Genomic DNA, 24242 nt, shown 5'->3' with positions numbered 1-24242 from the left:
AACACAACAACACAATTGTTGTACGCTTCACATATAAGCTTCCCCTCACGCCGCTCAACAAATCATGATCTGGAACTTCACCAAAATGCAGGGCGCCGGCAACGACTTTGTCGTGCTGGACGGCGTGCGCCAATCCATAGAAATGACCCCCGAGCGGGCGCGTGCGCTGGCCGACCGGCATTTTGGCGTGGGCGCCGACCAGATACTGCTGGTCGAACCGCCCCAGCACCCCGAGGCCGATTTCCGCTACCGCGTCTTCAACGCCGACGGCGGCGAAGTAGAGCATTGCGGCAACGGCGCGCGCTGCTTCGTGCGCTTCGTGCACGACCAGGGCCTTTCGCGCCGCAACCCTTTGCGCGCCGAGATCTGCACCGGCCTCATCACCCTTACCGAATCGCCCACCGGCGAAGTCACGGTCGACATGGGCGGCACGCGCTTCGAACCCGCCGATGTGGCCTTCGACACCCAGGACCTGGCCTCGCGCCCCTTCGGTGAAGACACCCTGTGGTCGCTGCCCCTGCAAAACAATGAAACCGTCGAGCTCTCGCTCGTGGCCATCTCGAACCCCCATGCCGTACAGCTTGTGGAAGACGTCGACGCCGCGCCCGTGGCGCGCACCGGCCCGCAGATCGAATCGCACCCGCGCTTTGCCCATCGCGTCAACGCCGGCTACATGCAGGTGCTGAACCGCAACTCCATCAAGCTGCGCGTGTACGAACGCGGCGCCGGCGAAACCCTGGCCTGCGGCACCGGCGCCTGCGCCGCCGCTGTGGCCGGCATACGGCGCGGCTTGCTCGACAGCCCGGTGCTGGTCCATACTCGGGGTGGGCCGCTGACCATCGCCTGGAACGGCACACAGCTGAACATGAGCGGCCCGGCCGTCAGCGTCTTCTCGGGCCAGGTCGACATCGACGCCCTTACAAATTCGAACTCACTCAAGGAAGCATCCCAGTCATGAGCACCAGCCTCACCGCCGACGACGTCGCCCAGTTCCTGCAGGCCAACCCCGAGTTCTTCCAGCAGCACGCCGACCTGTTCGCCAACATGCGGGTGCCCCATCCCCACGAAACACGCGCCATCTCGCTGGGCGAGCGCCAGATAATGACTCTGCGCGCCAAGACCAAAGATCTTGAGTGGAAGCTGTCGGGCCTTATACACAATGCCGCCGGCAACGAAAAAATAAGCAAGACCCTCATGGCCTGGTGCTGCCGCATGCTGTCCGAAAACGACGCCACTCAGCTTCCGGGCCACATCGTGCGCAGCCTGGGCGACCTGTTCGACCTGCAGGCCATCGCCCTGCGCCTGTGGAATCTTCCCGCCCTGGCCGACAGCGAGTTCAATCAAGACGTTACCGACAGCATCCGCCAATACGCCCAGGAGCTGGTCACGCCCTACTGCGGCCCCATGCGTGGCCAAGAGGCCGCCGGCTGGCTGGGCACCCCGCCCGCTTCGCTGGCCATCGTCGCGCTACGCCCCGCCGATTCCAGCCAGCCCATAGGCCTGCTGGTGCTGGGCTCTGAAGACCCCGAGCGCTTTACGGCAGACATGGCCACCGACTTCCTAAGCACCATCAACGATCTGGCCAGCGCCAGCCTGTGCCGCCTGCGCGCCCCCGCGCGCACCGAGCCCGAAACGGCCTAGTACACACTGGAACAGCCGCCTCCATACCCTGGGGCCGTTCCGCCAGCACGCAAAGGGTCAGCGCATGAACGCACACAAAGCCGCTGCGGGCACTTATAAGCCGCCTTATGACCACGCATAGCGCCGACCCGGGCTCGACGCCCCTGCCGCGGCCCATGGAGCAATGGCTGGAATACCTGCGGGCCAACCGCCGCTATTCCGGCCACACCCTGCAAGGCTACCGCCAAGACCTGCAGCACCTGGTCAAGCTGCACCCCGGCACTGAACTGCACAGCTACACCGAGAACCATATTCGCCAATCGGTGGCGCGCCTGCATGCCCAGGGCCTGCAGCCCCGCAGCCTCGCCCGAGCCCTGGCGGCCTGGCGCGGCTTCTTCAGGTGGTGGGCGCCCCATGCCGGCATGGCCCACAACCCCGCCGCCGGCGTACGCGCCCCACGGGCCCCGCGCAGCCTGCCCAAGGCCCTCTCTGTGGAACAGGCCCAGGTACTGCTCGACCGCCCAGGCCTGCCCGAGCCCAAGACCCCCGTAGAATGCCGCGACCAGGCCATGTTCGAAGTGCTGTATTCAAGCGGGCTGCGCCTGGCAGAGCTTGTCAGCCTTGACTGGCGTTACCTGCGCAGCGGCAAATACGAATCGCAAAGCTGGATACAGCTTGAAGAAAGCGAAGCCACCATACTGGGCAAGGGCGGCAAGAAGCGCAGCGTGCCCCTGGGCGGCAAGGCCACCCAGGCCCTGAGCCGCTGGCTGCAAGAACGCTCCAAACTGCAAGGCGGCTGCTCGCCCGAAACCGACCCCGACACCTATGCCGCCCTGTTCCTGGGCGCGCGCGGCAAACGAATTTCGCCGCGCGTGGTGCAACGCCAGCTGAACCAGCTTGCCACCCTGGCCGGCCTGCCTGTCAACGTACACCCGCACAGCCTGCGCCACAGCTTCGCCAGTCACCTATTGCAATCGGCCCAAGACCTGCGCGCCGTGCAAGAGCTGCTGGGCCATTCCAACATCTCGACCACGCAGATCTACACCAAGCTCGATTTCCAGCATTTAGCGAAAGCATACGACCAGGCGCACCCGCGCGCGGGACGCAAGCACGACTAAGCCCCACCGCACGCTCAGCGCGCAGGCCGCAGCGCGTAGATCAGTTGCCCCGCATTCCACTTGAACATGCCCAGGTAGGTGCCCGCCGGCTGATCCGGCTCGCTGAGCGTATCGGCGTACAGCACCCCGCCAACCGTTGCCCCCGTCTCGCGGGCAATCTGCTCGGCCATCTTCGGATTGGCCGAGCCCTCAAGAAAAATCGCCGCGCCGCCCACGGCGCGCACCTGGTCAACGATCGCCGCCACATTGCGTGCCGACGCCTCGGCCTGGCTCGAGATGCCCATGATGGGAATGAACTCAATACCGTAGTCGCGCCCGAAATAGCCCAGCGAATCGTGCGGCACGACCACCTTGCGCTTGTCCTTCGCAATCTGCCCCAGCGCCAAACGCACCTCGGCGTCCAGCTTCTTCATTTCTTCAATATAGCGATTCGCGCGGGCCAGGTAATCGGCCGCATTGGCCGGGTCGGCCTTGGCCAGGCCCTCGGCGATGTTGCGCGCGTAGATCATGCCGTTGGCCAGGCTCTGCCAGGCATGCGGGTCGATGTCGCCTTCGTGCTGATGCCCGGCCTGGCCCTGCCCCGCCTGGCCGGCGCCCGCTTGTGCGGCTCCCCCTTGGGCGGCCCCCGCATCCGCCGCATGATCATGGCCCGCATGGCCATGGCTTTGGCCCGCTTGGGCGGCCCCCGTATCAACTGCATGGCTTGCAAGCAGCCGCCGCGGCTCGATGCCGCGCGAAGCCACCACCTGCTGTCCCTGGAAGTTCGAAGCGGCCAGCAGGCGCGGCAGCCAGGCCTCGAAGCCCAGCCCATTCACCACCAGCACGCGCGCCTCGGACAATGCGCGTACGTGTTCCGGCGTAGGCTCGAAAGAATGTGCATCGCCCCCCAGCCCGATGATGGTCGTAAGCTTCACGTGATCGCCGCCGATTTCCGCCACCATGTCGCCCAGCACCGAAAAACTGGCCACCACGGGCATCGGCTCAGCCGCGGCCGAAGCGGCCGGCGAGACCCACGCGCTGATGCCCAGGGCGCCAAGGAAGAGGGTCGCCAGAAGCCGACAGCCACGCATAACGCCACTGCTAGACATCATTCGAACCAACATGGTCAATTTTTCCGGAAATAAACGCGCCGAAATCCGCCGGCGCGACCGCGGTTTATGAGGACAAGGAACGGGACAGGCGTCGTCGTCGAGCATACGCCTGGCGCGCCGCCTGCAACAACCCGCCATACGGCCCTAGGACAATGGAAAGTATGTAGATACATCCCGCGGAGAGGATAATAGCGGAAGATGCGGGCGCGTTGGTATGAAAAGAGATCAGCAAGCCCGCATACGAAGAGACCGAGCCAATGGCCGCCGCCAGCATCATCTGCCGCCCCGCCGTGCGCATCCAGAACCGTGCGGCCGTGGCCGGCAGCATCATAATGCCCACCACCATCAAAGTGCCCAGAACCTGGAATCCCGACACCAGCGTCATCACCAGCAACAGCAGGAAAACCATGTGGATGACCGAGCCCCGGCCGCGCTCGACCCGCAGGAAGCCTGGGTCAAGGCACTCCAGCACCAGCGGCCGATAGATCAGGGCCAGCGCCGGCAGCGTCACGCTGGCGCTGGCCGTAACCAGCAGCAGGGCCGAATCGTCCAGGCCCAGCACCGTGCCGAACAGAACGTGGATCAGGTCCATGTTCGAACCGCGCAGCGACACCAGCAATACACCCAGGCCCAGCGAAATCAGGTAGAAGGACGCAAAGCTGGCGTCCTCGCGCAGGGGCGTCACGCGCGCCACCAGGCCGGCCAGCATGGCCACCACAATGCCCGTGACCATGCCGCCTATCGTCATCGCGCTAAGCGACAGCCCCGCCGTCAGGAAACCCACCGCCACGCCGGGCAAGATGGCATGCGCCATGGCGTCGCCCATCAGGCTCATGCGGCGCAGCACCAGGAACACCCCCAGCGGCCCGGCCGCGAACGCCAGCGCCAGCGACCCCGCCAGCCCCCGACGCATGAAGCCGTAGTCGATAAAGGGCGCCCACAGCCAGTCCATGGCCCAGCTCATGAGCCGCCCCCGGTATGCCATGGCGCCGCCAAAGACTGCAGGCCGCCAAGCCCGGCCGGGCAGTCGTCGAGAGCAGGGCCGCGCCGCGCATGAATCATAAATAATCTCCCGCGCACAAATGCCGGGCCAGGTGCAGGTTCTCGAGCGTAAGCACCGATTCCGTCGGCCCCCATGCCACGGCCTGGCCGGCCATCAGCAGCGCCTCGGGAAAGCGGGCCCGCACCATCTCCTGGTCGTGCAGCACCACGATCACCGTGCGTCCCTCTTCGTGCCATGCGGCCAGCAGGCGCATCAGGTCTTCCGTCGTGTCGCGGTCGATGGCGGCAAAGGGTTCATCCAACAGCAGTGTGCGCGCATCGTGCAGCACCAGGCGGGCAAACAGCGCGCGCTGCAGCTGCCCGCCCGACAGCGTACCGATGATGCGGTTGCGGAAATCAGAAAGGCCCACCGCTTCCAGCGCATGCTCGACGCGCTCGTGCTCTTCGCCCGCAAAACGGCGCCAGGCGCCCACGCGGCGCCAGGCGCCCATGGCCACAAGATCGTAGACCGTAATGGGAAAGCTGCGGTCCAACTCGTTTGCCTGGGGCAAAAAGGCCAGGTCGCGGCGCGGATCATCCGCCAAACGAATATGTCCTTTAAGCGGATTGAGCAGGCCCACGATGCCCTTGAGCAAGGTGGACTTGCCCGCCCCATTGGGCCCCACCACCGCCGTCAGCGACCCGCGCCGGAATGCGCCGCTTACCCCGCGCACCGCGATGCGCCCGCGCCAGCCCAGCGAGACATCGTCCAGTTCAATGACAGGCGGAGCGGCCATCTTTGCTTACCACCAACCCATGGCCCAGCCAGTAAGGCCCCACAGAAACACCACCGCCACCAGCACGCGCAGCGCCCGCCCCCACGAAGAGGCCAGCACGGCCGACCCTCGGTAGGCTTTAGCGCGGCGTGGAAACAAAGCAGAGCGCGGCATGTAGAATGGAATCGATTCCTGGCAGAATCCGTTATGTTATAACATTTCCATATAAACCTCATAGCAGCCTTCGCAGCCATGTCCGGAAACAAGACCTCGACACCCGTCTCGGTTGCGGCCCAGTTGGACACCGCCGAGAACCTGTGCCGCGAGCGCGGCAGGCGCCTTACGCCCATTCGCCGCAAGGTGCTCGAAATACTGCTCGAGCAGGGCCGCAGCGTAAAGGCCTATGAACTGCTCGAGGAAATCCGCCGCGTGCAGCCGGGCGCGGCGCCGCCCACGGTGTACCGCGCGCTCGACTTCCTGATCGAAGAAGGCCTTATCCACCGCCTCGACGCCGTCAACGCCTGGTCGGCCTGCCTCGACGCCGGCGGCGAGCCGCATGACCTGCTCGTCATCTGCACCAACTGCGGCGCCGTGGCCGAGTTCAGCGATCCGCAGCTAAGCCGCCAGCTCGCCCGCAAAGTGGCCTCGGCCGGTTTTGTCCTGGCCAACCACGAAACCGAGCTACGCGCCCTGTGCAATGCCTGCCACGCACAGGCCCGCGCCAGGGGCGAACACCTTCCCGGCCACCGGCATTCGCACTAGGCCAAAGCGCAAACCCCTGAGCCACAAGGGTTTTCCCCAGCCACAAGCCGCCTGGGCCCAAGGTTTGCTCTTCCCGGCAGGCTGTGCTGTAATCGCACGTTGTACGATTTTTTGCGCGGTATGGAATTACCTGGTGTAGTCGCACTGTTTGAGCGCCGCCTTGCAGTTCGCATGCCGCGAAAGCGAGCATAACGATGGCATCAGGTCTAGACAAAATGGTTCCGGTTACCATACTTACCGGCTTTCTGGGCGCGGGCAAGACAACGCTGCTCAAGCGCATACTGACCGAAAACCACGGTCAGAAAATCGCCGTCATCGAAAACGAGTTCGGACCCGAAAGCATCGACAACGAGCTTCTGGTTCAAGAGCGCGACGAACAGATCATCGAGCTCAGCAACGGCTGCGTGTGCTGCACCATACGCGGCGACCTGCAGCGCGCGCTGTCCGACCTGCGCCAGCAGCGCGAAGCCGGCAGCATCAAGTTCGACCGCGTCATCCTTGAAACCACCGGCATGGCCAACCCCGGCCCCGTGTGCCAGACCTTTTTCATGGACGACGACATCGCCCAGTACTACCGGCTCGATGCCGTGGTAACCGTGGTCGACGCCAAGCACGGCATGGAAACCCTCGACAAGCAAGAAGAAGCCCAGAAGCAAGTGGGCTTTGCCGACGTCATCCTGGTTTCCAAGAAAGACCTCGTGAACGAAGCCGACTATCAGGCGCTGCGTTCAAGGCTGGTGCAGATCAACCCGCGCGCGCCCATCACCGCCGTGCACTTCGGCGAAGCCGACATCAAGTCGCTGCTCGACGTAAGCGGCTTCAACCTGAACACCATACTCGACATCGACCCCGAGTTCCTGGCCGAAGAGCATCCCGATGCCGCACACGACCACGGGCACGAGCACAACCACCACGAACACGGCCACGACGAACACGAGCACGAAGACGATTGCGGCCCCAACTGCGGCCACGCGCATCACGATCACGGCCACCATCATCACAACGATGAAATCGGCGCCTTCGTGTTCCGTTCGAACCGGCCCTTTGATCCAGAACGCCTCGAAGACTTCCTGGGCGGTGTCGTCCAGGTGTATGGCGAAGATCTTCTCCGCTACAAGGGTATCCTGTATGTAAAAGGCAGCAAGCGCCGCCTGCTGTTCCAGGGCGTGCACATGATGATGGGCGCCGAGCCGGGCAAACCCTGGCTTGCCAACGAAAAACCCAACACTAAGATGGTATTCATCGGCCGAAAACTTCCCGAGGACATCTTCACCCAAGGGTTGGAACACTGCCTGATCCAATAACCGACAACGGTTTGCTCGCGTTACCAGAGCCGACTCGACACTACTAAAAGAGGTAGACCATGGCCACAAAGACGTCAGCCACTAAATCCCCGGGCCATCTGCTCACGGAAAAAGAACTCCTGGCAATGCCCGAGTCCGACTACATGAACGCAGCTCAGCTCGAGTTCTTTCGCAATCGCCTGAAAGAACTCGAACAAGAGATTCTGGCCAATGCCGACACCACCACCGAGAACCTGCGCGAAACCCAGTTCGTGCCCGACCCGGCCGACCGCGCCACCATCGAAGAAGAGCACGCGCTCGAGCTTCGCACGCGCGACCGCGAGCGCAAGCTTCTGAAAAAGGTGCAGCAATCGCTGGCCCTGATCGATTCGGGCGAATACGGCTGGTGCGAAGAAACCGGCGAGCCCATCGGCCTGCAGCGCCTGCTGGCCCGTCCCACGGCCACCCTGTCTCTCGAGGCGCAAGAACGCCGCGAAATGCGCCAGAAGCTGTACGGCGACTGATCCTCGCCGCCCGGCAACCCGCCCCCGGCCCAGACCCCCGGGGCGGGCTTTTCCGTCCCTGCCCGTTTCCACACGCTGTCCTTCCACTTCTCCCCCTTTTCCCCCTTTTCCCCCTTTTCCCCCTTTTCCCCCTTTTCCCCCTTTTCCCCCTTTTCCCGCTTCTCCCGCTTCTCCCGCTTCTCCCGCTTCTTCGCGTTACCGCGTTCCTGCCTCCCCGCGTCCTTCTCCCTCTCCTCTGGTGGTGGGCGGTAGATGAAAGACTCCGGTCGCCATTGCCGTGGCGCACACGCTGCGCGCGCTGGGCTGGACGCCCGGCCCTCTTCCTCCACCGCCATCGCGATCCGTCAGGACAAAATCCCACGGGCCCACCTTGAATTTCCTCCGGACGCCCCTATCTATGGAATTCAAAGGAAGAATCCATGGAACAATTTCACGCTACCACCATCATCTGCGCGCGGCGCGGCGACCAGGTCGCCATTGGCGGCGACGGGCAGGTCACCCTGGGCAACATCGTCTTCAAGGGCACGGCGCGCAAAATACGCCGCCTGTACCACGATAAAGTGCTGGCCGGCTTTGCCGGCGCCACGGCCGATGCCTTCACCCTGCAAGAGCGCTTCGAGGCCAAGCTTGAAAAACACCAGGGCAACCTGATGCGCGCCGCGGTGGAGCTTACCCGCGACTGGCGCACCGACCGCGTGCTGCGCAGGCTCGAAGCCATGCTTATCGTGGCCGACCGCGAGCATTCGCTGGTGCTTACCGGCAATGGCGACGTGCTGGAGCCCGAGCACGGCCTGGCCGCCATCGGCTCGGGCGGCGCCTACGCCCAGGCGGCCGCCCTGGCCCTGCTGCAGCACACCGACCTGCCGCCGGCCGAGATCGTCAAGAAATCGCTCGAGATCGCCGGCGACCTGTGCATCTACACCAACCAGAATCACATCGTCGAAACGTTGTAGACCCCGCTAGCCTGGCCCGTCCGGTCCCGACAGGCCGGGGCTGCGAAGCCGCCACGCCCGACAGCGCCGATTCAAGCGCCAGGGGCCGGTCACCGCCGAGGTGGCCGAACCTCGGGCCCAAGAGATGCCGTTCCGCGAACAACCCCATTTAAAGCCCACGCCATGTCCGCTACCAATATGACCCCCGGAGAAATCGTCTCCGAACTCGACAAGAACATCGTCGGCCAGAACCGCGCCAAGCGTTCCGTCGCCGTCGCGCTACGCAACCGCTGGCGCCGCCAGCAGGTGCCCGCCCCCTTGCGCAACGAGATCGTTCCCAAGAACATCCTCATGATCGGGCCCACCGGTGTCGGCAAGACCGAGATCGCGCGCCGCCTGGCCAAGCTCGCCAACGCGCCCTTCATCAAGATCGAGGCCACCAAGTTCACCGAAGTGGGCTACGTGGGCCGCGACGTCGACACCATCATCCGCGACCTGGTCGAGATCTCCATCAAGCAAACCCGCGAGATCGAAATGCGCCGCGTGCGCACCCAGGCCGAAGACGCCGCCGAAGACCGCATCCTCGACGTGCTGATTCCGCCCGCCCGCAATGCCCGCGGCGAACCCGACCGTGAAGAAACCAGCACCCGCCAGACCTTCCGCAAGCGCCTGCGCGAAGGCCGCCTGGACGACACCGAGATCGAGATCGACATCGCCCAGCCCATGCCCCAGATGGAGATCATGGCGCCCCCCGGCATGGAAGAAATGACCGAACAGCTGAAAGGCATGTTCGCCGGCCTGGGCCGTGAAAAAACCAAGAGCCGCAAGCTGACGGTGAAGGAAGCCTTCAAGCTGCTGGTCGAAGAAGAGGCCTCGCGCCGCGTCAATGAAGAAGACCTGCGCACCGTGGCCGTGAACAACGCCGAGCAGAACGGCATTGTCTTTCTGGACGAGATAGATAAGATCACCACCCGGCAAGAAGGGGGCAGCGGCGAGGTTTCGCGCCAGGGCGTGCAGCGCGACCTGCTGCCCCTGGTCGAAGGCACCACCGTCAACACCAAATACGGCGTCGTGCGCACCGACCACATCCTGTTCATCGCCTCGGGCGCATTCCATCTTTCCAAGCCTTCCGACCTGATCCCCGAGCTTCAGGGCCGCTTCCCCATTCGCGTGGAACTCGACTCGCTTACCGCCGATGACTTCGTGCGCATCCTGTGCGATACCGACGCCTCGCTGACCAAGCAGTACAGCGCGCTGATGGCCACAGAAGACGTCAACCTGGAGTTCACCCAAGAAGGCGTCCGCCGCCTGGCCGAGCTGGCCTTCAACGTGAACGAGCGCACCGAGAACATCGGCGCCCGCCGCCTGTACACCGTTATGGAAAAGCTGCTGGAAGACCTTTCCTTCGACGCCACCGCCAACAGCGGCCAAACCGTCACCATCGACGCGGCGTATGTGAACGACAAGCTCGAAGAGGCTGCAAGCAGCGAAGACCTGGCGAGGTATGTGCTGTAGCTTTATTTGCTGCGGGCATTAAGCTCTGATCCAGCCGGCTTTCCGTCAAGGACATAACGCTCCGGTTATCAAGACATTCACGGCGTCCCGCCCTATCCTCAATCAGTTGCTCCAGCATCAATTCATGATGCTTGAAACTATACCCTTTACGGGTACAATGTTGAGGTGTGACGATATGCAGGTCTATAAGCGAAAGGCCTTCCAACAGTGGCAGCGGCACGAGCAACTGCCCGACTCGGCCTTGTGTCAGGCCGCTACAGAATTGGAAAGCGGCTTAATTGATGCCGACTTGGGCGGCGGTCTTTATAAGAAGCGTGTTGCCCGCCCCGGCGGTGGAAAAAGCGCTGGCTATCGCCTACTTCTGTCTGCTCGCCTTGGTAATCGCTATATCTTTCTGTTTGGCTTCTCGAAGAATGACAGAACCAATATCACACGCGATGAAATAAGAGCCCTGCAATATGCCGGGAAAATACTTCTAAACCTGGATCATGAAGCTTTATTTCAAGCGTTGAACGTAGGTGTACTAATAAAGGTGAATTGCGATGAGCAAACTCATTGAGTCACTGCGCGATGACTTGACCGCGCTTGAACGAGCCGGCGCGATCAGCAAAGTAACCATGCGTCGGTTCGATGCACTGTGTCCTCGACCCGTGCGTCATTTCAACGCCGCCGACATCAAGCAATTGCGCATCAAGCTCAATTTCAGCCAGCCCGTATTTGCGCACCATTTGCACACTACGGCCTCCACCATCCGCAAATGGGAACAAGGCGAAACCCGGCCCACCGGGCCGGCGCTTAAGCTGCTGAACGTTATTGCCGACAAAGGCCTGCAAGCCATCTTGTAACACCCGGCAAGAAGCCCGTAGCATTGGCGCGGTATTATTAAGACAAGCAATTCAGGAGCACAGCATGTCTTATAAGCAATCCAGTCTCGTACCGGCCGTGCTGGCCGGCCTTGTCGGCGCTGTCGCTTGTGTGGCGCCCGCCCACGCGCAAGAGGCTCAGGCCTCGGGCGAAGTGCGGCGCGTCAATGCCGACGAAGGCAAGATCACTATCAAGCACGGCGCCATCGCCGACCTCGAGCTGCCCGCCATGTCGCTGGTGTACCGGGCCGACCCCACGCTGCTGCGCGGCATACAACCCGGCGACAAAATCACCTTCACCGCCAAGCGCGACGGCAAGCGCTACGTCGTGACAAAAATCTCCAAATAGGCTGCCGCCACGTGTAGTCAAAGAGTAATGTAGGGCTCCACAACGCCTTTCAACATTGCTCGGCAACAGGCTGGGCTCGGTTGGTGCATAGCCTATTGCTATCAACAGGTGATATGTTAAAATCAAAACACGACCCCCCCCTGTGATTGACACGCTTCTTGACCTCGACGGCTCAATACTCGACCAAGAAGGCGGATATTGGATCAAGCTGGAAGCCTGGCGCGTAGAAGCTTCCGAGGCAATTCCACACGGGGTTCGCTACTCATTGACGTTGCATGAACCCTATGGGCGGCGAATTCTTGGATATGACAATGCACATGCCATCAAGCCTCCCAAGAGGTACAAGTACGCTGGGCGCATTCTTGCCTACGATCATAAGCACCGTCACGCAACCGATAAAGGCGTGCCCTATGAGTTCCAAAGCGTGCAGCAACTGCTTAGTGATTTTTTTGCAGACGTGATCGCGTTCTGCTGAAGGACAAGCGATGACGAAATCAATTGTGATCGGGATCATGCCGCAAGAGAAAATCCGCGAGCGGGTGCTGGCCATCGCTCGCGGCGACCACAAATCCAAGGCGGGTGAACCGAAGGTGTGGTTTACCTCGATGCGGTCTCTGGCAGAGGTGCTTAGCGACGACAATCGCGCCCTGCTGAAGGTCATCACGGAAACCAAACCAGAGTCCATTGCAGCCTTGGCGGCAACCACAGGCAGAAAGCCAAGCAACCTCTCGCGCACACTGAAAACCATGTCCAACTACGGCATCGTCGACCTCAAGCGCGAGAACAAGCAGGTGCGTCCAATAGCCAACGCAACCGAGTTCCGGATCATCGCTGCGTAGCGCTAAAGCCTGGTGCTCAAGAGGTCGGGATCATGGCCGCATAGCGCTAAAGCCTGGCGCCTAGAACGCAATTCTGGCCCAGCCGCCTATGCCCTGGTCGCGCAGGCCGGGGCCGTAGCGGCCAAGGTAGGCAAAGCCCACCTTGCTTGCCTTGCCCACGCCAACGTCCAGCCCCAGTTGCATCGACCATGACCGTCTTTCGGGCGCCAGGCCTTGCGAGGTGAACAGGGTTTGCGTGGCGCTGTCGCGAAATGACTGGGTCGATTCGACATGGCCGCGGCCGGCGTAATGCCAGGCCAATTGGGCATAGACCTTCGCCGAGCTTGCGGCCCCGCCGGGCCTTCTAGGCGAGCCAGCGGAAGACCCCGTGCTTAGGCCGGCCGAAGAGCCGCTTGACACGTCGGAGGAAGAATCCGCCGCAGTGAACGAGAATGAATGCACGCCGGCTTCAACCCTAATGCCTAAAGTGGTCAGCCAAGCCGCCATGGCAGCTGGCCGCATATTCAAAGCCGCCGGGCCGCCCGCCTCGACAAAGCCATCCAGCCCGGCACGCACCCACGCCAGTTGGGCGAACGGCGCCACGCTTATACGATACAGGCCCTTCGGCACGAAACCCTGCTCTGCCGCTGCCGCGCGTGTTGACCCGGCGTCCACGCCGCCCGTCTTCATCAGCCCAGCCACAGTGCCGTTTGACTCCGTCGGCCCACCCACAGCACCACTTGTCTTCGTCAGGCCACCCACAGCACCACTTGTCTTCGTCAGGCCACCCGCGGTGCCGCTTGTCTTCGTCGGCCACCACACTCGTTCAAACAACGGCCATTCCGCCTCGCCGAACACCTGCGTGGTGTTTCCGCGATAGCGCGCGCCCAGGGCGTCGCGCAGGGTGCCGGCGTTGATGAGACGGCTGGTCTTGAGTCGGTGCCATGAACGCGCCGCGCCCAAGGCCACACGCACGCCGGCCACCGCCCCCGCCAGGTGCCATCCCGCGTGTGTGGACTCGATCTCGGCATGCGCCAGGCCTTGTTGGCGATCCAACCGGCTTCGCTGGGCTCCAAAGAAAGCGCCCGCATGCCAGGAGGCATTCACGGCGGCGGCAACGCCCAGCATGAACCCATGCAGGCGTCGCGTATCGCCCGATATGCCGTTCTTTGCATCGCGAACCTGATCGGAGCTGAATGCTTCGGCCCATGGCGTCAATGTCGGGGCTGCAAGCGGCGCTCGCACCAGCACCCCAACGGCAGGTGCTGCCGACCCCCATACCGACGCCGCACCAACCGGCTCGGCCGATCTAGCCGGGGTAGCCGATTCATGATCTGTATCAGCAGCATGCATCGGTACAGCGGAAGAAACCGGCGTTGCCTGCCTGGCTAATAGCGTCGACGCCAGGCCACGCACCCGCGATGCCGACATCGCCATCGACCTGCGCAGCACGGCTTCGCGCATAAAGCGGCTGTCGTCCCATACGCTGGACAGCACCGAGGCGTTCCAGCTGCCGGTCAATTGTTGCAGCGCCAGGCGGGCGGAATCCTTGTCCTGCCCGACTATGCCGCCGTTCAAATCGGGGTTGGCCTTGGGCGGCTCCTTGCCGACGCCACCGCCATCCGCCACATCGTCAGGCGGCTTGGGCGTTTCAGGGTCCACGGCCGAGGGCGGCGTATCAGGGCCCGGAGGCGCGTCCTCATCAATAACCTTGCCCACCTCTTCTTCGTCCGGCGTCTCGCCCACGTCTTCAATGGGCAGGTCGTTGCGCACCAGGGCCAGCTTTACGGTGTTGTCGCCATATGAAAGACTGGGCGTCAAGAAAGCCAGGTCAGTCGTTACCGAGTCGAACCTGGAGCCCTCGAGCCCGCCCTGCGCCGACAAGATCTCGTACGAAGTACTGGCCTGCCACAAGCCATTGTGGGCCAGCACCGCTACCTGGCCGTCGAGCAGGGCCTTGCCGCCGGCCCATACGGAATCAGATTCGCCCGTGGCCAGGGCCTGCACCTCGAACCGGCTGCCCGGGTCGAAGTGAATGTCTCCTGCAATGTTTAGCACTCCCACGCCGGCCACGGAGCCCGAGCCGCCGCTCATGCCGCTCATGCCGCTCATGCCGCTCATGGCGTTCATGGCGTTCATGGCGCGCATGCCGTTTGCGCTCGTGCGATGCATGAAGCGCGCATCATCGTCGTAGCCAGTGGCGGCCTGCCCCGGGACATTGCCCAGCCACGCATCATCGCGCGGCTTCGAACCATTGCCCGGCGCCAGCGTCCCGCCCGGCTCCACATGCACCGCACCCACCGAACCCGTGCCCTGCAGGCGCGCACCCGCGCCCACATTCACCGAGCCCGAGAAAATCTCGTTGATGGCCAGCGCACCTTGCGCCACCCGCGCCGAGCCGATGTAGGCCATGGCGTCGCCGGTAATGTCCAGCAAGCCCTGACCCAGCTTCACAAAAGGCGCGCTGCCCTGCAGCAGGCCCGAATGCACCGCCCGGCCACTGCTCACCTTCCAGCCTACCGCCTGCTCCAAGCCCGCAGGCGGAGCCACATCGGTATATCGCCCGGGGGCCAGGTAGTCGGCAAGCTCGAGCGGGCTGAACGCAAGAGGCCGCGCCATCTCTACCCCCGCCGAGTATTCCAGCACGGTGCCGCGCAGGGCCTCGATGCCGCCCCAAATGCCGAACACCTGAGGGCCGTCCACATGCAGGCCGCCCTGCAGCAGCCGCGTGCTGCCCATGTAAGAGTTGGCGCCCGAAAGCCGCAGCATGCCGCCGCCCAGCTTGTACAGGCCGTTGCGCGAGCCGTAGGCCGCGCCGATATTGCCGCTGATGTGGGCATCGATGCCTTGTGCCACGTCGATATAGGCCGAGGCGTCCACCAGGTAATCGCCGCTAGACTTCCAGCCCGGCGTCTCGATGCGCAGCACCTCGCCCTCAAACACAAAGGGCGCAGATGCCATCTGCGCCCAACTCTTCGCCCCCATCGTCATGCCCGCCATGACTGCCACGAAAGCCACAACACCCAGCCATCGTCGCCACGGCGGTGGATGATAAGCCCACCTTCCCTTGCCGCTTGCCGGCCCGCGTTCGCTAAGCCCGCCAAACCCCCGCGCCAGCCACCGGCCATACCCGGCAACCATTCCCCACGGCAGCCCCTGCCCGCCGCGCCCAGCCTCGGAGCCGCTTTGCCGCGGCCTTGGCCGCCGACCCGGCCCCGCTTCATCGTGCTCAGACGCCGTACCCCCGGCCTCCAATCCTTGATTCTTATTGCCTATAAATTGCCCGGCCATGCATCTCTCCTTGAAATTAGGAATTCCCAAGAACAAACGAACGACAGCAAGTAATTTCCGCATGGGCTAAAAATGCCCATGCGGAGGCAGTATAGGCAAGAATGTAATATTTTGATATATAAACTGACTTATTATTAATTTTCCATTGTCATTCAATCAATCCGGCCCCACGGCGGGCCGCTTCCACGCAATGCGCACGTCGACACTGCCGGGGCCTCCTACCTTCACCTGCTCGGTCTGCGTAATGCCCTTGTAAGTGGCGCGCACGGTGTAGGTGCCGGGCTGCAGCTTGGCCAGCAGGTAAGGCCCTACAGAGGGCAGCGAAAGCACGCTTTCGCCCTGCTCATTGGCAATTTCCAGCCGCACATCGGCCACATAGGGCGTAGAGCCATCTTCGCCCACCGCAGCAAAGGTAAGCGCCAGCGGGTAGCTGGACTTGGCCGCCTTAAAGGCCGCCGAATCGTCCGAGCCTATGCCGCCGCTTACGTATTCAATGCCCTGGGCCGTTTCAACCGGCGGAAGCTGGGCGTGCGCCGTGCCGGCCAGGCCGGCGCATAACAGGCCGGCGGCCGCCAGCAAGGTTGCCGCCCAGGCCAGCCGCATGCGGCTTTCAGCACGGGATGAGGCAGGTGAAGACAGGTGCCTGGACGGCACAGGCACAGCCCGTGCGCGGTCGAACAGCATGGGAGACTGAATGAATGGTTTTTTCATGATTCTTCTCCTGGAACGTTGTGGATGCGTGCTGTTTTCAGCATACCCAAACTAACAGTAGACGCTTCTCTCGTGTAATGTGCAACGCAGAGCATCGCGACGAAACGCAGCTTGCACAGCTGCGTGTACGGTACCCAGCAGTTGACGTTCCCGCCCACCAAGAGATTGAGGGGCTAGAGCAAAGCCTCATCCACACCCCCAAATGGGGTATCATATAAACTCATATGGAGGATCTATGTCACTCCCAAGCGGATTCCAGTCACGCTCACGACCCCATAAAGGCAAAACACAGCCGGGGTTCGACGACCCCAACGCCTATCCCGAGTTGGCTGATGAAACCCCAAACGCGGCTCGAAAGGCCCATAAGCGGCCGTCCCGACGCAGCGCTGTCAGCTTCAGCGATATCTATCAAATGGAGCCGCTTGAACGCATCCGGCTGATTGAAGCAGGCGTCAGGCCTGAAACCTTCGCTTCCATTGCCCAGGCCATGCGCCGCTCTAAAGAGCGCCTTGGCCAGATGATGGGCTTGCCGGTTACCACTGTCGACCGCAAAATCCAAAAAGGCGAACTTCTTAACTCAGATCAAAGCGAACGCGTGGTTTCCGCCGCCAAACTCATCGGCCAGATAGAAACCATGGTTGAAGAATCAGGCGACCCCCAAGGTTTCGACGCGGCGCTCTGGTTTGACGAATGGGTCGACAAGCCGCTGGCGGCACTGGGGGGCCGAACCCCTTCCGAACTGATGGGCACCGCCGAAGGCCGAGAACTGCTTTCCCGTCTGCTGGCCACCGCTCAAAGCGGCGCCTACGTATGAGCGACAGCGTCGTGACAGTTTGGCGCATCGCCTCTGACACGCCCACCTACACGGCCGACGACATGCAGGGCGAAGGGGCCCGTATTACCGGGGGCCGATGGAACAAGCCAGGAAGCGCTGTCGTGTACTCGGCAGGCAGCATCGCCCTGGCTTGTCTTGAATCTGTCGTCCATCTCGAACTTGGCACTCTGCCCTTGAACCGCTACCTGGTTCAAATCGATATTCCCGCCAGCATCTGGCAGCGCAGGACAGTCTTCGGTGCCGCAAAGCATGTTGGATGGGATGCTTCTCCTGCGGGCAAGGTCAGTCTGGACGCGGGCGAAAAATGGCTGGCTCAGAAAAAGACGGCCCTTATGCTGGTGCCCTCGGTGATTGTTCCGGAAGAGATGAACATACTTATCAACCCCGCCCACCAAGACACCCGAAAACTCAACGTGAAGAAATTGCGCAAATGGACGTTTGATGGGCGATTGACGCGCTGAATCACACTCGGCTAATAAATGGGGAACGCAACATGACAGCAACCAAAGTGCTGACGGCACACGTACCACTGCCGGTGCCGCGTTAACGGCCTCGCCTACCCCTTCCCCGCCATAGCCCGCAACACCTTCTTGTCTATCTTCCCCACCCCCGTGCGCGGCAGCGAATCGACCAGGTGTATGACCGAGGGCCATTTGTACTTCACCAAGCGTTCGGCCAGGAAGCCGGCCAGTGTTTCTTGCGTTACCCCCGCGTCTGCCACCACATGGGCCACCAGCACCTCGCCCCGGTAGTCGTCGGGCACGCCAATGACCGCGGCTTCGCGCACACCGGGGTGGCGGAACAGGGCTTCTTCCACTTCGCGCGGGTACACGTTGTAGCCGCTGACGATGGCCATTTCCTTCTTGCGGTCGCAGATGGTCAGGTAGCCTTCTTCGTCCAGCTGCCCGATGTCGCCCGTGTATAGCCAGCCCCCGCGCAGGGCGTCGGCCGTTTCCTGCGGCCGGCCATAGTAGCCTGTCATCAGTTGGGGACCGCGTACACGGATCTCGCCCACTTCGCCCTGGGGCAGCACCTTGTCGCCGTCATGCACGTCAACGATCTGCACCTCGGTCTCGGGCGCGGGCACGCCCACGGTGCCCGACTTGCGCACACCGTTCAGGGGGTTGAAGGCAATGACAGGCCCGGCTTCCGTCTGGCCATACCCTTCGCACACCGCGCAGCCCGTGGCGGCCTCCCAGCGGCGCAGCGTTTCTTCGGGTAGCGCCGCCGAGCCCGAGGCGCACAGGCGCAAAGAGTTCAAGTCGGCCTGCGCAAAGCCTTCAAAACCCATCAGGCCCGTAAAAATGGTGGGGCTGCCCAGCATCAGCGTAATGCGCTCGCGGGCAATGGCTTCCAGCACCGTATCGGGCCGATAGCGCGGCAAGATAACCAGCGTGCTGCGCGCATACACCGCCAGGTACAGCCCCATGGCCATGGAATACGAATGAAACAGCGGCGTAATCGCCAGCACGCGCTCTTGCCCCGCACGCGTGGGCACCAGCGCCTCGCGCTGGCTGATATTGGCCGACACCGCCGCATGCAGCAGGCTTACGCCCTTGGGCACCCCCGTGGTGCCGCCCGTGTACTGCAAGATGGCCGGCTCGCTCGGCGAAGGCAGCGGCAGCGCATCGGCCAGCTCAGGCTGGCCCGCCCAGCGCACAAGACGCTGCGCCCCCGGTCCCGAGCCTATGCAATAGCGCAGCGCAAAGCCCGAGGCCACCTCGTTCACCACGGCCGAGGCCGCCTCGTCGTAGATAATGCCGCGCGCATCGGCGTTTTCAAGCACCTGCTTCAGCTCGCTGGCCGTATAGGCCGAATTCATCGGCACAACCTGCGCCCCCGCCGCCTGCACCCCAAAAATGGCAATGGCCACGTCGGGCGAGTTGGCCATGAAGACCACCACGCGCTCGCCCGCGCCCAGGCCCGCCTGGCGCAACTCGGCCGCCAGGCCCGCAACGCAGGCCGCATACTGCCGGTAATTGAACTGCTCGGCCCCGCACACCAGGGCTGTATGCTGGGGCGCACGACGCGCAGCATCGTCCAGCATGTGCACCACCGTGGGCCACACATGCGGCATGGCATAAGTGCTCATGATTCGTCTTGCACCTTCACGATAACGGCCATGGCCGAATCGCCTGCCGCGCAGCCCACGAACAAGCCATAGCCGCCGCCGGTGATAACCAGCTCTTCAATCAGTTCGATTACCCCACGTATGCCCATGGGCGCCTGCGGATGACCCCACACCAGCGAGCAACCAAAGCGGTTCATCTTGCGCGCGTCGATGCCCAGCTCTTTGGACATGACCAGGTCGTTAACAATAAAGGGGTTGTGCGTTTTAATGGCCGCCAGGTCGCCGGCCTTGAGCCCCGCCGCCGCCAGCGCCCGCTGCGCGGCCGGCCCCGGCGCAGCCGGCATGAAGCCCGCCCGCACCCGCGACTGCCCAAACGAAACCAGGCGTATGCCCACCTTGCGGTCGCGCGAAAGCTCAGCCGCGCGTTCGGGCGTGGTAAGCACCATGCCCGCATTGCCGTCGGCCGGGTGGGTTTGCCCGCCAAAGGTTACCGTGCCCCCTTCCATGACCGGCTTCAGCTTGGCCAGCCCTTCGGCCGACGTGGGGAAAATGCCCTCGTCGCCCTGCAGCACCGCCTTTTCGCGCTTGAAGCGGGCATCAGGCACGCTGAAGGGCAGATCCATAAAGCGCTTCAAGAAAGCGCTGTCGTCTTTGAGGGCTTCTTCATACTGCTGGTAGCGCAGCAAGGTAAGCTCATTTTGCTGCTGCGTCGTCAAGCCATGCTCGGCCGCCACATTCTCGGCCGTTTTAAGCATGTTGCAGCCCGTGTTCGGGTCGCAATTGAAGTTGTCGAGCACCCAGTTCTCGTGCTCGCCCGTGCCGCCGGGGCCGTCGGGCGCCGGATAGTAGACGTGCGGCCCGTTCGAAACGCGATCAGCCGCCAGCGCCAGCGCCACCGTGGCATCGCCCTCGCGCAGGGTGGAAGCCACCGACTGAATCAAGCGCACGCCCGTGGCGCAGGCCTGGCTGATGGTAGGGCCCGTTAGGCTTTCAGAACCCAGCTGCGCCGCCAGCCAGGGCATGCCGTAAAACACACCCTTTTGCGGCACAGAAAGACCCAGCGCCGCATGATCGAACACGCCAACGTCCAGCTTGCGCTTCTGCAAAGCCCCCTTGGCCACGTGGGCCGCAAACTTCAGGCTGTGCAAGTGCGCAAAACTGCCCTGCCAGCGCACAAAAGGCGTAGACCAATATGCCCCGTAGGGAATGGCGATGTTCGACATGGTGCTCCTCTTTATTTCCAAAAATGGTGCCAGGGCCCGGCAAACCACGCCGGGCGTTTCACCCGATGTTAAAAGGCCAGCCAAAATTATGGAATAAGATAATCATGAATTAAACGCGCTCTGTAATGCCCTATTGGAATGCCACATGCCCCAGCTTCCCGACTTCCAGCGCCTGATCGGCCGCCTGCGATTGCGCCACCTGGCGCTGCTGGACTCGCTTGGCCGCGACCCCAACCTGGGCCGCGCCGCCAAAACCCTGCACATGGCCCAGCCCACCGCCAGCAAGCTGCTTAGGGAAATCGAGCATATCTTCGAAACCACCCTGTTCACCCGCAACCGCCGCGGCCTTGCCCCCACCCCCGCCGGCCTGGCCCTTACCCGGCGCGCCGGCGTGCTGCTGGCCGAAATGCACGCCACCCACGCCGAGCTGCTTTCCACCCGCCAGGGCGCCGCCGGCCGCCTGCGCATAGGCGTATACCCCGTGGCCGTGCCCGAATTCCTGCCCCGCCTTTATCTGGCCCTGCAAAAACGCTGGCCCGGCCTGCACGTTTCCATTACCGAAGCCATAGACCCGCCCCTGCTGCAGCAGCTTTCCAGCGGCGACATCGACTGCATCTTTGGCCGCATCGTCATGGACATGCTGACCCCCGACCTGCGCCACGAGGCCCTGTACAACGAAGAGACAGCCATTGTCTGCGGCACCCGCCACCCGCTGCTCAAAGCCCGCCCCGCCGACCGCGCCGCCCTGCTACAGCGCAGCACCTGGATGCTGCCCGCCCGCCAGGGCGCCATCTACCACATGGTGGCCTCGTGGCTGGCCAGCCACGGCATCAGTGAACCACAGGTAGAGGTGGAGACGACATCGGTGTTTGCCACCATAGAGATGCTGAACCATTCCGAGCTACTGTCCATACTGCCCAAGAACGTGGCCCAGGCGTATGCGGAGCTGGGCAAGGTGGCTTTGCTACCGGATGGGGATTTGCCGGCGCATTATCCGATCGGGATTATTTATAGGAAAGAGGCGATGGTGAACCCGGTGATGAAGGGGGTGCTGGAGGCGGCTAGGGAATGTGTGTAATAACCCAAGCCTTACATTGCCAGTTTCGAACTGGCGGTATCGGGGTCAGCGGCAATTTCATGGGTAACGTGGAGCGCGGTGGCGGTCGAGGATATGACTATCGGTGGGCAGGTCTTCTTGGAAAGCTTGCGATACGGCTTCGATGATCTCCGCCCATACCCCGGGCTCACTCAGCACAGGCATTTGCTTGGCCAGTGCATTGCTCAGCTCACCCTTGTTTTGCTCAATGGATCGAAGGACACGGTCTGCCTGCTGGTCAGGCATTTCGACCACCTCTTTGAGCGCCAGGCGAGCGCGCCCGTGGCTGCGCAGATAGCGTGACTGCTCGCGCATCTGTTCTGTCAAAGTGCGTTTGACGATGTTGGACAGGTAGACGACGTGCGGACCTAAATCAAGATAGCGCCACAGGGGACGGATCTGCTCATTTCCGTTGAATTCGAAGTTGGAGACGACGCCGTCCGGATAAGTGGCATGCCTGGGTGTGAACGTTATATGTTCACTCGCCTCTTGCATCAGGGGCTTGGATATCTCGTCCAGCACGCGATCATAATTGCGGCGCTCTCCGGAATCGTCGGTGATGACCGCTGATACGGGGAGAATTACCGGCTCGGGTACCGCGTCATCGCGCCGCAATGTGTCGTTGATCAGAAAACGATGTACGCGTCCATTGCCATCCGCCAGTGGATGAATGTAGACGAAGCCGAAAGCAGCTACGGCGGCACGCATGACAGGTGACTGCCCTTGAGTGCGTTCAAGGAACACGCGAAGGCCTTCCAGCATGGCCGCGACGTCATCTGCCGGTGGCGCTACATAATGCACCACATCCTGATAGTGCACCGTTTCGCCTACAAAGACGGGCGACTGGCGCAAGCCGAAATGGCTGAGCGTCGTGCGCTTGCCCAGTATCTCGCTTTGTAGTTGCGTAAGCGCAGTGTCGTTCAAGGGACTGTCGCCGTGGCCCGTTCTTCGGGCCATGACCTCGGCGAATCGTTCGATGCGGCTGGCGCGGTCCGCTTCACCCTCAATGGCAAAACTGGCCCTGCTTTCACGCAGTGTCATCCATACGGCGGCGCGTTGCAGCAGATCTTCGCCGAACTCATCAGCCAAGCGCTGAAAGAGTTGCGGTACATCCAAGGCCATGGCCTGGATCGTTGCATCCGTCTTGACAATGGTCGGACAAAAGTATCGTGTACCCGGTAAGTTGTCATTGATGCGCCAGCGCGGCACTTTTACGATGCGATCAGCCGAAGCCGCTATCAGCTTGCCGTCATCGATGGCATCGGCATAATTGCCGCCGAGGCGTGCAGGTACCTGTAAAGAGTGTCCGCTTAACCACTCATACAGAAAGGCAGCCCGGCGGGCATACTGCCCGGTCGGTTCGGCATCAATCCAAGCTTGAACGAAGGCGGGGCCAGTCTTGGCGAACAGGCGAGACAGGAACTCTAGATGCGGCACCTCGTGGCGCAAGTGGAATTGAAGGTGCGCCGCGGGCTCGGGCGCGGGACGCATGGCCTCCTGATAGGTTTCCAGTCTGTCATGGTCCCTAATTTGGGTGGCCCGCCGCCCGCCGATCTGGCTGTGTACGGGCATACGCCCGATTGGACGTAGTTCATACGCCTGGGCTAGCCACGCCGCGCCAATAGGGTCGCTGGGAAGGTCGCTCATAGGTCTTTCCGGGTGCTGTTGCCGCAGAAGCGTAGATGACGTGCTGGAAAAGGCAATGAATTCGATTATGCTTGCATAAAATTAATTATGAAAGCTATTTTTTGACTAAATTTAATTTTTACCGTGGCCTTACATTGCCAGTTTCGAACTGGCCAGAAGATTCATACTGACGCCGGCTTCCGCGGCTTGCATTGCAAGCTTGCGATGCACTTCCGGTGTCACCCTGACGCGGAATTGACCGCTATACGTTCTATCGGCAAAAGGCTCCGGCACGGGTTCCTGCCCGCTCTGAAGCTCTTGCACCGCGTCCAAAACCAGCTTGCGGATTCCCGCCAATTTAAGGATGCTGTGCTTACTTTTCCAGCGCCCCGCTCAAAGCCAATGACGCCCGCAGCGTGTCGTTGATTCGAGTCTGCCAGCCGTCTCCGCTGGCACGCAACGCAGCCAGCACGTCTGCATCCAAGCGGATCTTGACGGCCTCCTTCGTAACGGCCTGCTTACTGCCTGCCGGACGCCCGCGTCGACGTGCAACCATCTGTTCCGGCGTATGCACTTGGGCGAATTCCCCCGCCTTGGCCTGGGCCAGCGATTCACGCAGGCCTGGCAGCGCATTCCCCACATCGGCTTCGATAGCCGTCGCTACCTTATTTATATCGAGCTTCTTCAAGGTTTTCACGATTTCCTCCGCGCATGCTGAATGTCTGTGACTGACACCGTTTCCTGCTCAGCCTTGGCG

27 protein-coding genes are annotated in these 24242 nt (G+C 62.4%); 16 read left to right on the top strand and 11 right to left on the bottom strand.

Translation table 11 applies throughout. The annotated features are described in order from the left end of the window. Window positions 1-64 precede the first annotated feature (64 nt). The 3 genes from dapF (at window position 65) to xerC (ending at window position 2738) form a co-directional block, all read left to right on the top strand. On the top strand, window positions 65-958 hold the full coding sequence (gene dapF, locus C7440_RS01395; protein WP_116517193.1) for a diaminopimelate epimerase: 894 nt from the start codon (window positions 65-67) through the stop codon (window positions 956-958). After that, window positions 955-1641: a DUF484 family protein gene (locus C7440_RS01390; protein WP_116517192.1), complete on the top strand. Its 687-nt coding sequence runs from the start codon at window positions 955-957 to the stop codon at window positions 1639-1641. The genes dapF and C7440_RS01390 overlap by 4 nt, the downstream gene beginning before the upstream one ends. 107 nt (window positions 1642-1748) lie before the next feature. Beyond that, window positions 1749-2738 carry a tyrosine recombinase XerC gene (gene xerC / locus C7440_RS01385; RefSeq protein WP_116517191.1) on the top strand — a complete coding sequence of 330 codons (990 nt, stop codon included), beginning with the start codon at window positions 1749-1751 and terminating at the stop codon, window positions 2736-2738. A 14-nt stretch (window positions 2739-2752) separates the two neighbouring features. Here the strand turns inward: xerC and C7440_RS01380 are convergent, their stop codons facing one another. The 4 genes from C7440_RS01380 to C7440_RS19770 all read right to left on the bottom strand — a co-directional run bounded on the left by C7440_RS01380 (window position 2753) and on the right by C7440_RS19770 (window position 5760). Further along, entirely contained in the window at window positions 2753-3808 is a 1056-nt protein-coding gene (locus C7440_RS01380; RefSeq protein WP_017524825.1) for a metal ABC transporter solute-binding protein, Zn/Mn family, read from the bottom strand. An 85-nt stretch (window positions 3809-3893) separates the two neighbouring features. Next, on the bottom strand, window positions 3894-4793 hold the full coding sequence (locus C7440_RS01375) for a metal ABC transporter permease (RefSeq protein ID WP_116517190.1): 900 nt from the start codon (window positions 4791-4793) through the stop codon (window positions 3894-3896). A gap of 94 nt (window positions 4794-4887) precedes the next feature. Beyond that, window positions 4888-5607 carry a zinc ABC transporter ATP-binding protein AztA gene (gene aztA / locus C7440_RS01370; RefSeq protein ID WP_116517189.1) on the bottom strand — a complete coding sequence of 240 codons (720 nt, stop codon included), beginning with the start codon at window positions 5605-5607 and terminating at the stop codon, window positions 4888-4890. Window positions 5608-5613: 6 nt separating this feature from the next. After that, window positions 5614-5760: a hypothetical protein gene (locus C7440_RS19770; protein ID WP_165832404.1), complete on the bottom strand. Its 147-nt coding sequence runs from the start codon at window positions 5758-5760 to the stop codon at window positions 5614-5616. A 78-nt stretch (window positions 5761-5838) separates the two neighbouring features. On the opposite strand from C7440_RS19770, the gene C7440_RS01365 reads away from it, so the two are divergent. From C7440_RS01365 to C7440_RS01320, 10 genes are all read left to right on the top strand, one after another. After that, the gene (locus C7440_RS01365) at window positions 5839-6348 is read left to right on the top strand and encodes a Fur family transcriptional regulator (protein WP_116517188.1); all 510 of its coding nucleotides are present in this window, start codon (window positions 5839-5841) and stop codon (window positions 6346-6348) included. Window positions 6349-6542: 194 nt separating this feature from the next. Beyond that, window positions 6543-7652 (top strand): CobW family GTP-binding protein, encoded by a 1110-nt coding sequence (locus C7440_RS01360; RefSeq protein WP_116517187.1) that lies wholly within the window; start codon window positions 6543-6545, stop codon window positions 7650-7652. Window positions 7653-7711: 59 nt separating this feature from the next. Next, the gene (gene dksA / locus C7440_RS01355; protein WP_040549157.1) at window positions 7712-8155 is read left to right on the top strand and encodes an RNA polymerase-binding protein DksA; all 444 of its coding nucleotides are present in this window, start codon (window positions 7712-7714) and stop codon (window positions 8153-8155) included. Window positions 8156-8574: 419 nt separating this feature from the next. Then, window positions 8575-9108, top strand: a complete 534-nt coding sequence (gene hslV, locus C7440_RS01350) for an ATP-dependent protease subunit HslV (protein WP_017524833.1) — start codon at window positions 8575-8577, stop codon at window positions 9106-9108. A gap of 162 nt (window positions 9109-9270) precedes the next feature. Further along, window positions 9271-10602 carry an ATP-dependent protease ATPase subunit HslU gene (gene hslU / locus C7440_RS01345; RefSeq protein WP_116517186.1) on the top strand — a complete coding sequence of 444 codons (1332 nt, stop codon included), beginning with the start codon at window positions 9271-9273 and terminating at the stop codon, window positions 10600-10602. 175 nt (window positions 10603-10777) lie between these two features. Then, window positions 10778-11161, top strand: coding sequence for a type II toxin-antitoxin system RelE/ParE family toxin (locus C7440_RS01340; protein WP_116517941.1), 384 nt, complete (start codon window positions 10778-10780; stop codon window positions 11159-11161). Beyond that, window positions 11145-11447 carry a helix-turn-helix domain-containing protein gene (locus C7440_RS01335; RefSeq protein WP_116517185.1) on the top strand — a complete coding sequence of 101 codons (303 nt, stop codon included), beginning with the start codon at window positions 11145-11147 and terminating at the stop codon, window positions 11445-11447. Before C7440_RS01340 ends, C7440_RS01335 begins: the two co-directional genes overlap by 17 nt. Before the next feature lie 64 nt (window positions 11448-11511). Continuing rightward, window positions 11512-11814 carry a copper-binding protein gene (locus C7440_RS01330; RefSeq protein WP_116517184.1) on the top strand — a complete coding sequence of 101 codons (303 nt, stop codon included), beginning with the start codon at window positions 11512-11514 and terminating at the stop codon, window positions 11812-11814. A 142-nt stretch (window positions 11815-11956) separates the two neighbouring features. After that, window positions 11957-12289: a toxin-antitoxin system TumE family protein gene (locus C7440_RS01325; RefSeq protein ID WP_116517183.1), complete on the top strand. Its 333-nt coding sequence runs from the start codon at window positions 11957-11959 to the stop codon at window positions 12287-12289. 10 nt (window positions 12290-12299) lie between these two features. After that, entirely contained in the window at window positions 12300-12653 is a 354-nt protein-coding gene (locus C7440_RS01320) for an HVO_A0114 family putative DNA-binding protein (RefSeq protein WP_116517182.1), read from the top strand. 60 nt (window positions 12654-12713) lie between these two features. Here the strand turns inward: C7440_RS01320 and C7440_RS01315 are convergent, their stop codons facing one another. After that, window positions 12714-15593 carry an autotransporter outer membrane beta-barrel domain-containing protein gene (locus C7440_RS01315; RefSeq protein ID WP_165832403.1) on the bottom strand — a complete coding sequence of 960 codons (2880 nt, stop codon included), beginning with the start codon at window positions 15591-15593 and terminating at the stop codon, window positions 12714-12716. 486 nt (window positions 15594-16079) lie between these two features. After that, window positions 16080-16634 carry a peptidase associated/transthyretin-like domain-containing protein gene (locus tag C7440_RS01310; RefSeq protein ID WP_116517180.1) on the bottom strand — a complete coding sequence of 185 codons (555 nt, stop codon included), beginning with the start codon at window positions 16632-16634 and terminating at the stop codon, window positions 16080-16082. A gap of 235 nt (window positions 16635-16869) precedes the next feature. Between C7440_RS01310 and C7440_RS01305 the strand changes: the two genes are divergently transcribed. Next, a complete protein-coding gene (locus C7440_RS01305; RefSeq protein WP_157787580.1) occupies window positions 16870-17448 on the top strand; it encodes an antitoxin Xre-like helix-turn-helix domain-containing protein in 579 nt (192 codons plus the stop codon). Further along, window positions 17445-17930: an RES family NAD+ phosphorylase gene (locus C7440_RS01300; RefSeq protein ID WP_116517178.1), complete on the top strand. Its 486-nt coding sequence runs from the start codon at window positions 17445-17447 to the stop codon at window positions 17928-17930. Before C7440_RS01305 ends, C7440_RS01300 begins: the two co-directional genes overlap by 4 nt. Before the next feature lie 95 nt (window positions 17931-18025). Here C7440_RS01300 and C7440_RS01295 read toward each other — a convergent pair whose 3' ends face one another. Further along, on the bottom strand, window positions 18026-19561 hold the full coding sequence (locus C7440_RS01295) for a long-chain-fatty-acid--CoA ligase (protein ID WP_116517177.1): 1536 nt from the start codon (window positions 19559-19561) through the stop codon (window positions 18026-18028). After that, window positions 19558-20763 (bottom strand): thiolase family protein, encoded by a 1206-nt coding sequence (locus C7440_RS01290; RefSeq protein ID WP_116517176.1) that lies wholly within the window; start codon window positions 20761-20763, stop codon window positions 19558-19560. Before C7440_RS01290 ends, C7440_RS01295 begins: the two co-directional genes overlap by 4 nt. A gap of 145 nt (window positions 20764-20908) precedes the next feature. Here C7440_RS01290 and C7440_RS01285 point away from each other — a divergent pair, with 145 nt between their 5' ends. Beyond that, complete coding sequence (locus tag C7440_RS01285; protein ID WP_116517175.1) at window positions 20909-21841, top strand: LysR family transcriptional regulator; 933 nt, start codon at window positions 20909-20911, stop codon at window positions 21839-21841. A gap of 57 nt (window positions 21842-21898) precedes the next feature. On the opposite strand, the gene C7440_RS01280 is transcribed toward C7440_RS01285, so the two are convergent. From C7440_RS01280 to C7440_RS19940, 3 genes are all read right to left on the bottom strand, one after another. Beyond that, window positions 21899-23506: a Fic family protein gene (locus tag C7440_RS01280; protein WP_116517174.1), complete on the bottom strand. Its 1608-nt coding sequence runs from the start codon at window positions 23504-23506 to the stop codon at window positions 21899-21901. A gap of 129 nt (window positions 23507-23635) precedes the next feature. Then, window positions 23636-23779: a toxin-antitoxin system HicB family antitoxin gene (locus C7440_RS20160; RefSeq protein ID WP_279305852.1), complete on the bottom strand. Its 144-nt coding sequence runs from the start codon at window positions 23777-23779 to the stop codon at window positions 23636-23638. A gap of 79 nt (window positions 23780-23858) precedes the next feature. Further along, window positions 23859-24182, bottom strand: a complete 324-nt coding sequence (locus C7440_RS19940; RefSeq protein WP_371743449.1) for a BrnA antitoxin family protein — start codon at window positions 24180-24182, stop codon at window positions 23859-23861. Window positions 24183-24242: the final 60 nt, after the last annotated feature.

Source organism: Pusillimonas noertemannii, assembly GCF_003096595.1.
GTDB classification, from domain to species: Bacteria; Pseudomonadota; Gammaproteobacteria; order Burkholderiales; family Burkholderiaceae_B; genus Pusillimonas; species Pusillimonas noertemannii.
The sequence above is the reverse complement of the archived record's forward strand: the minus strand, read 5'-3'. Positions and strand labels throughout refer to the sequence as shown.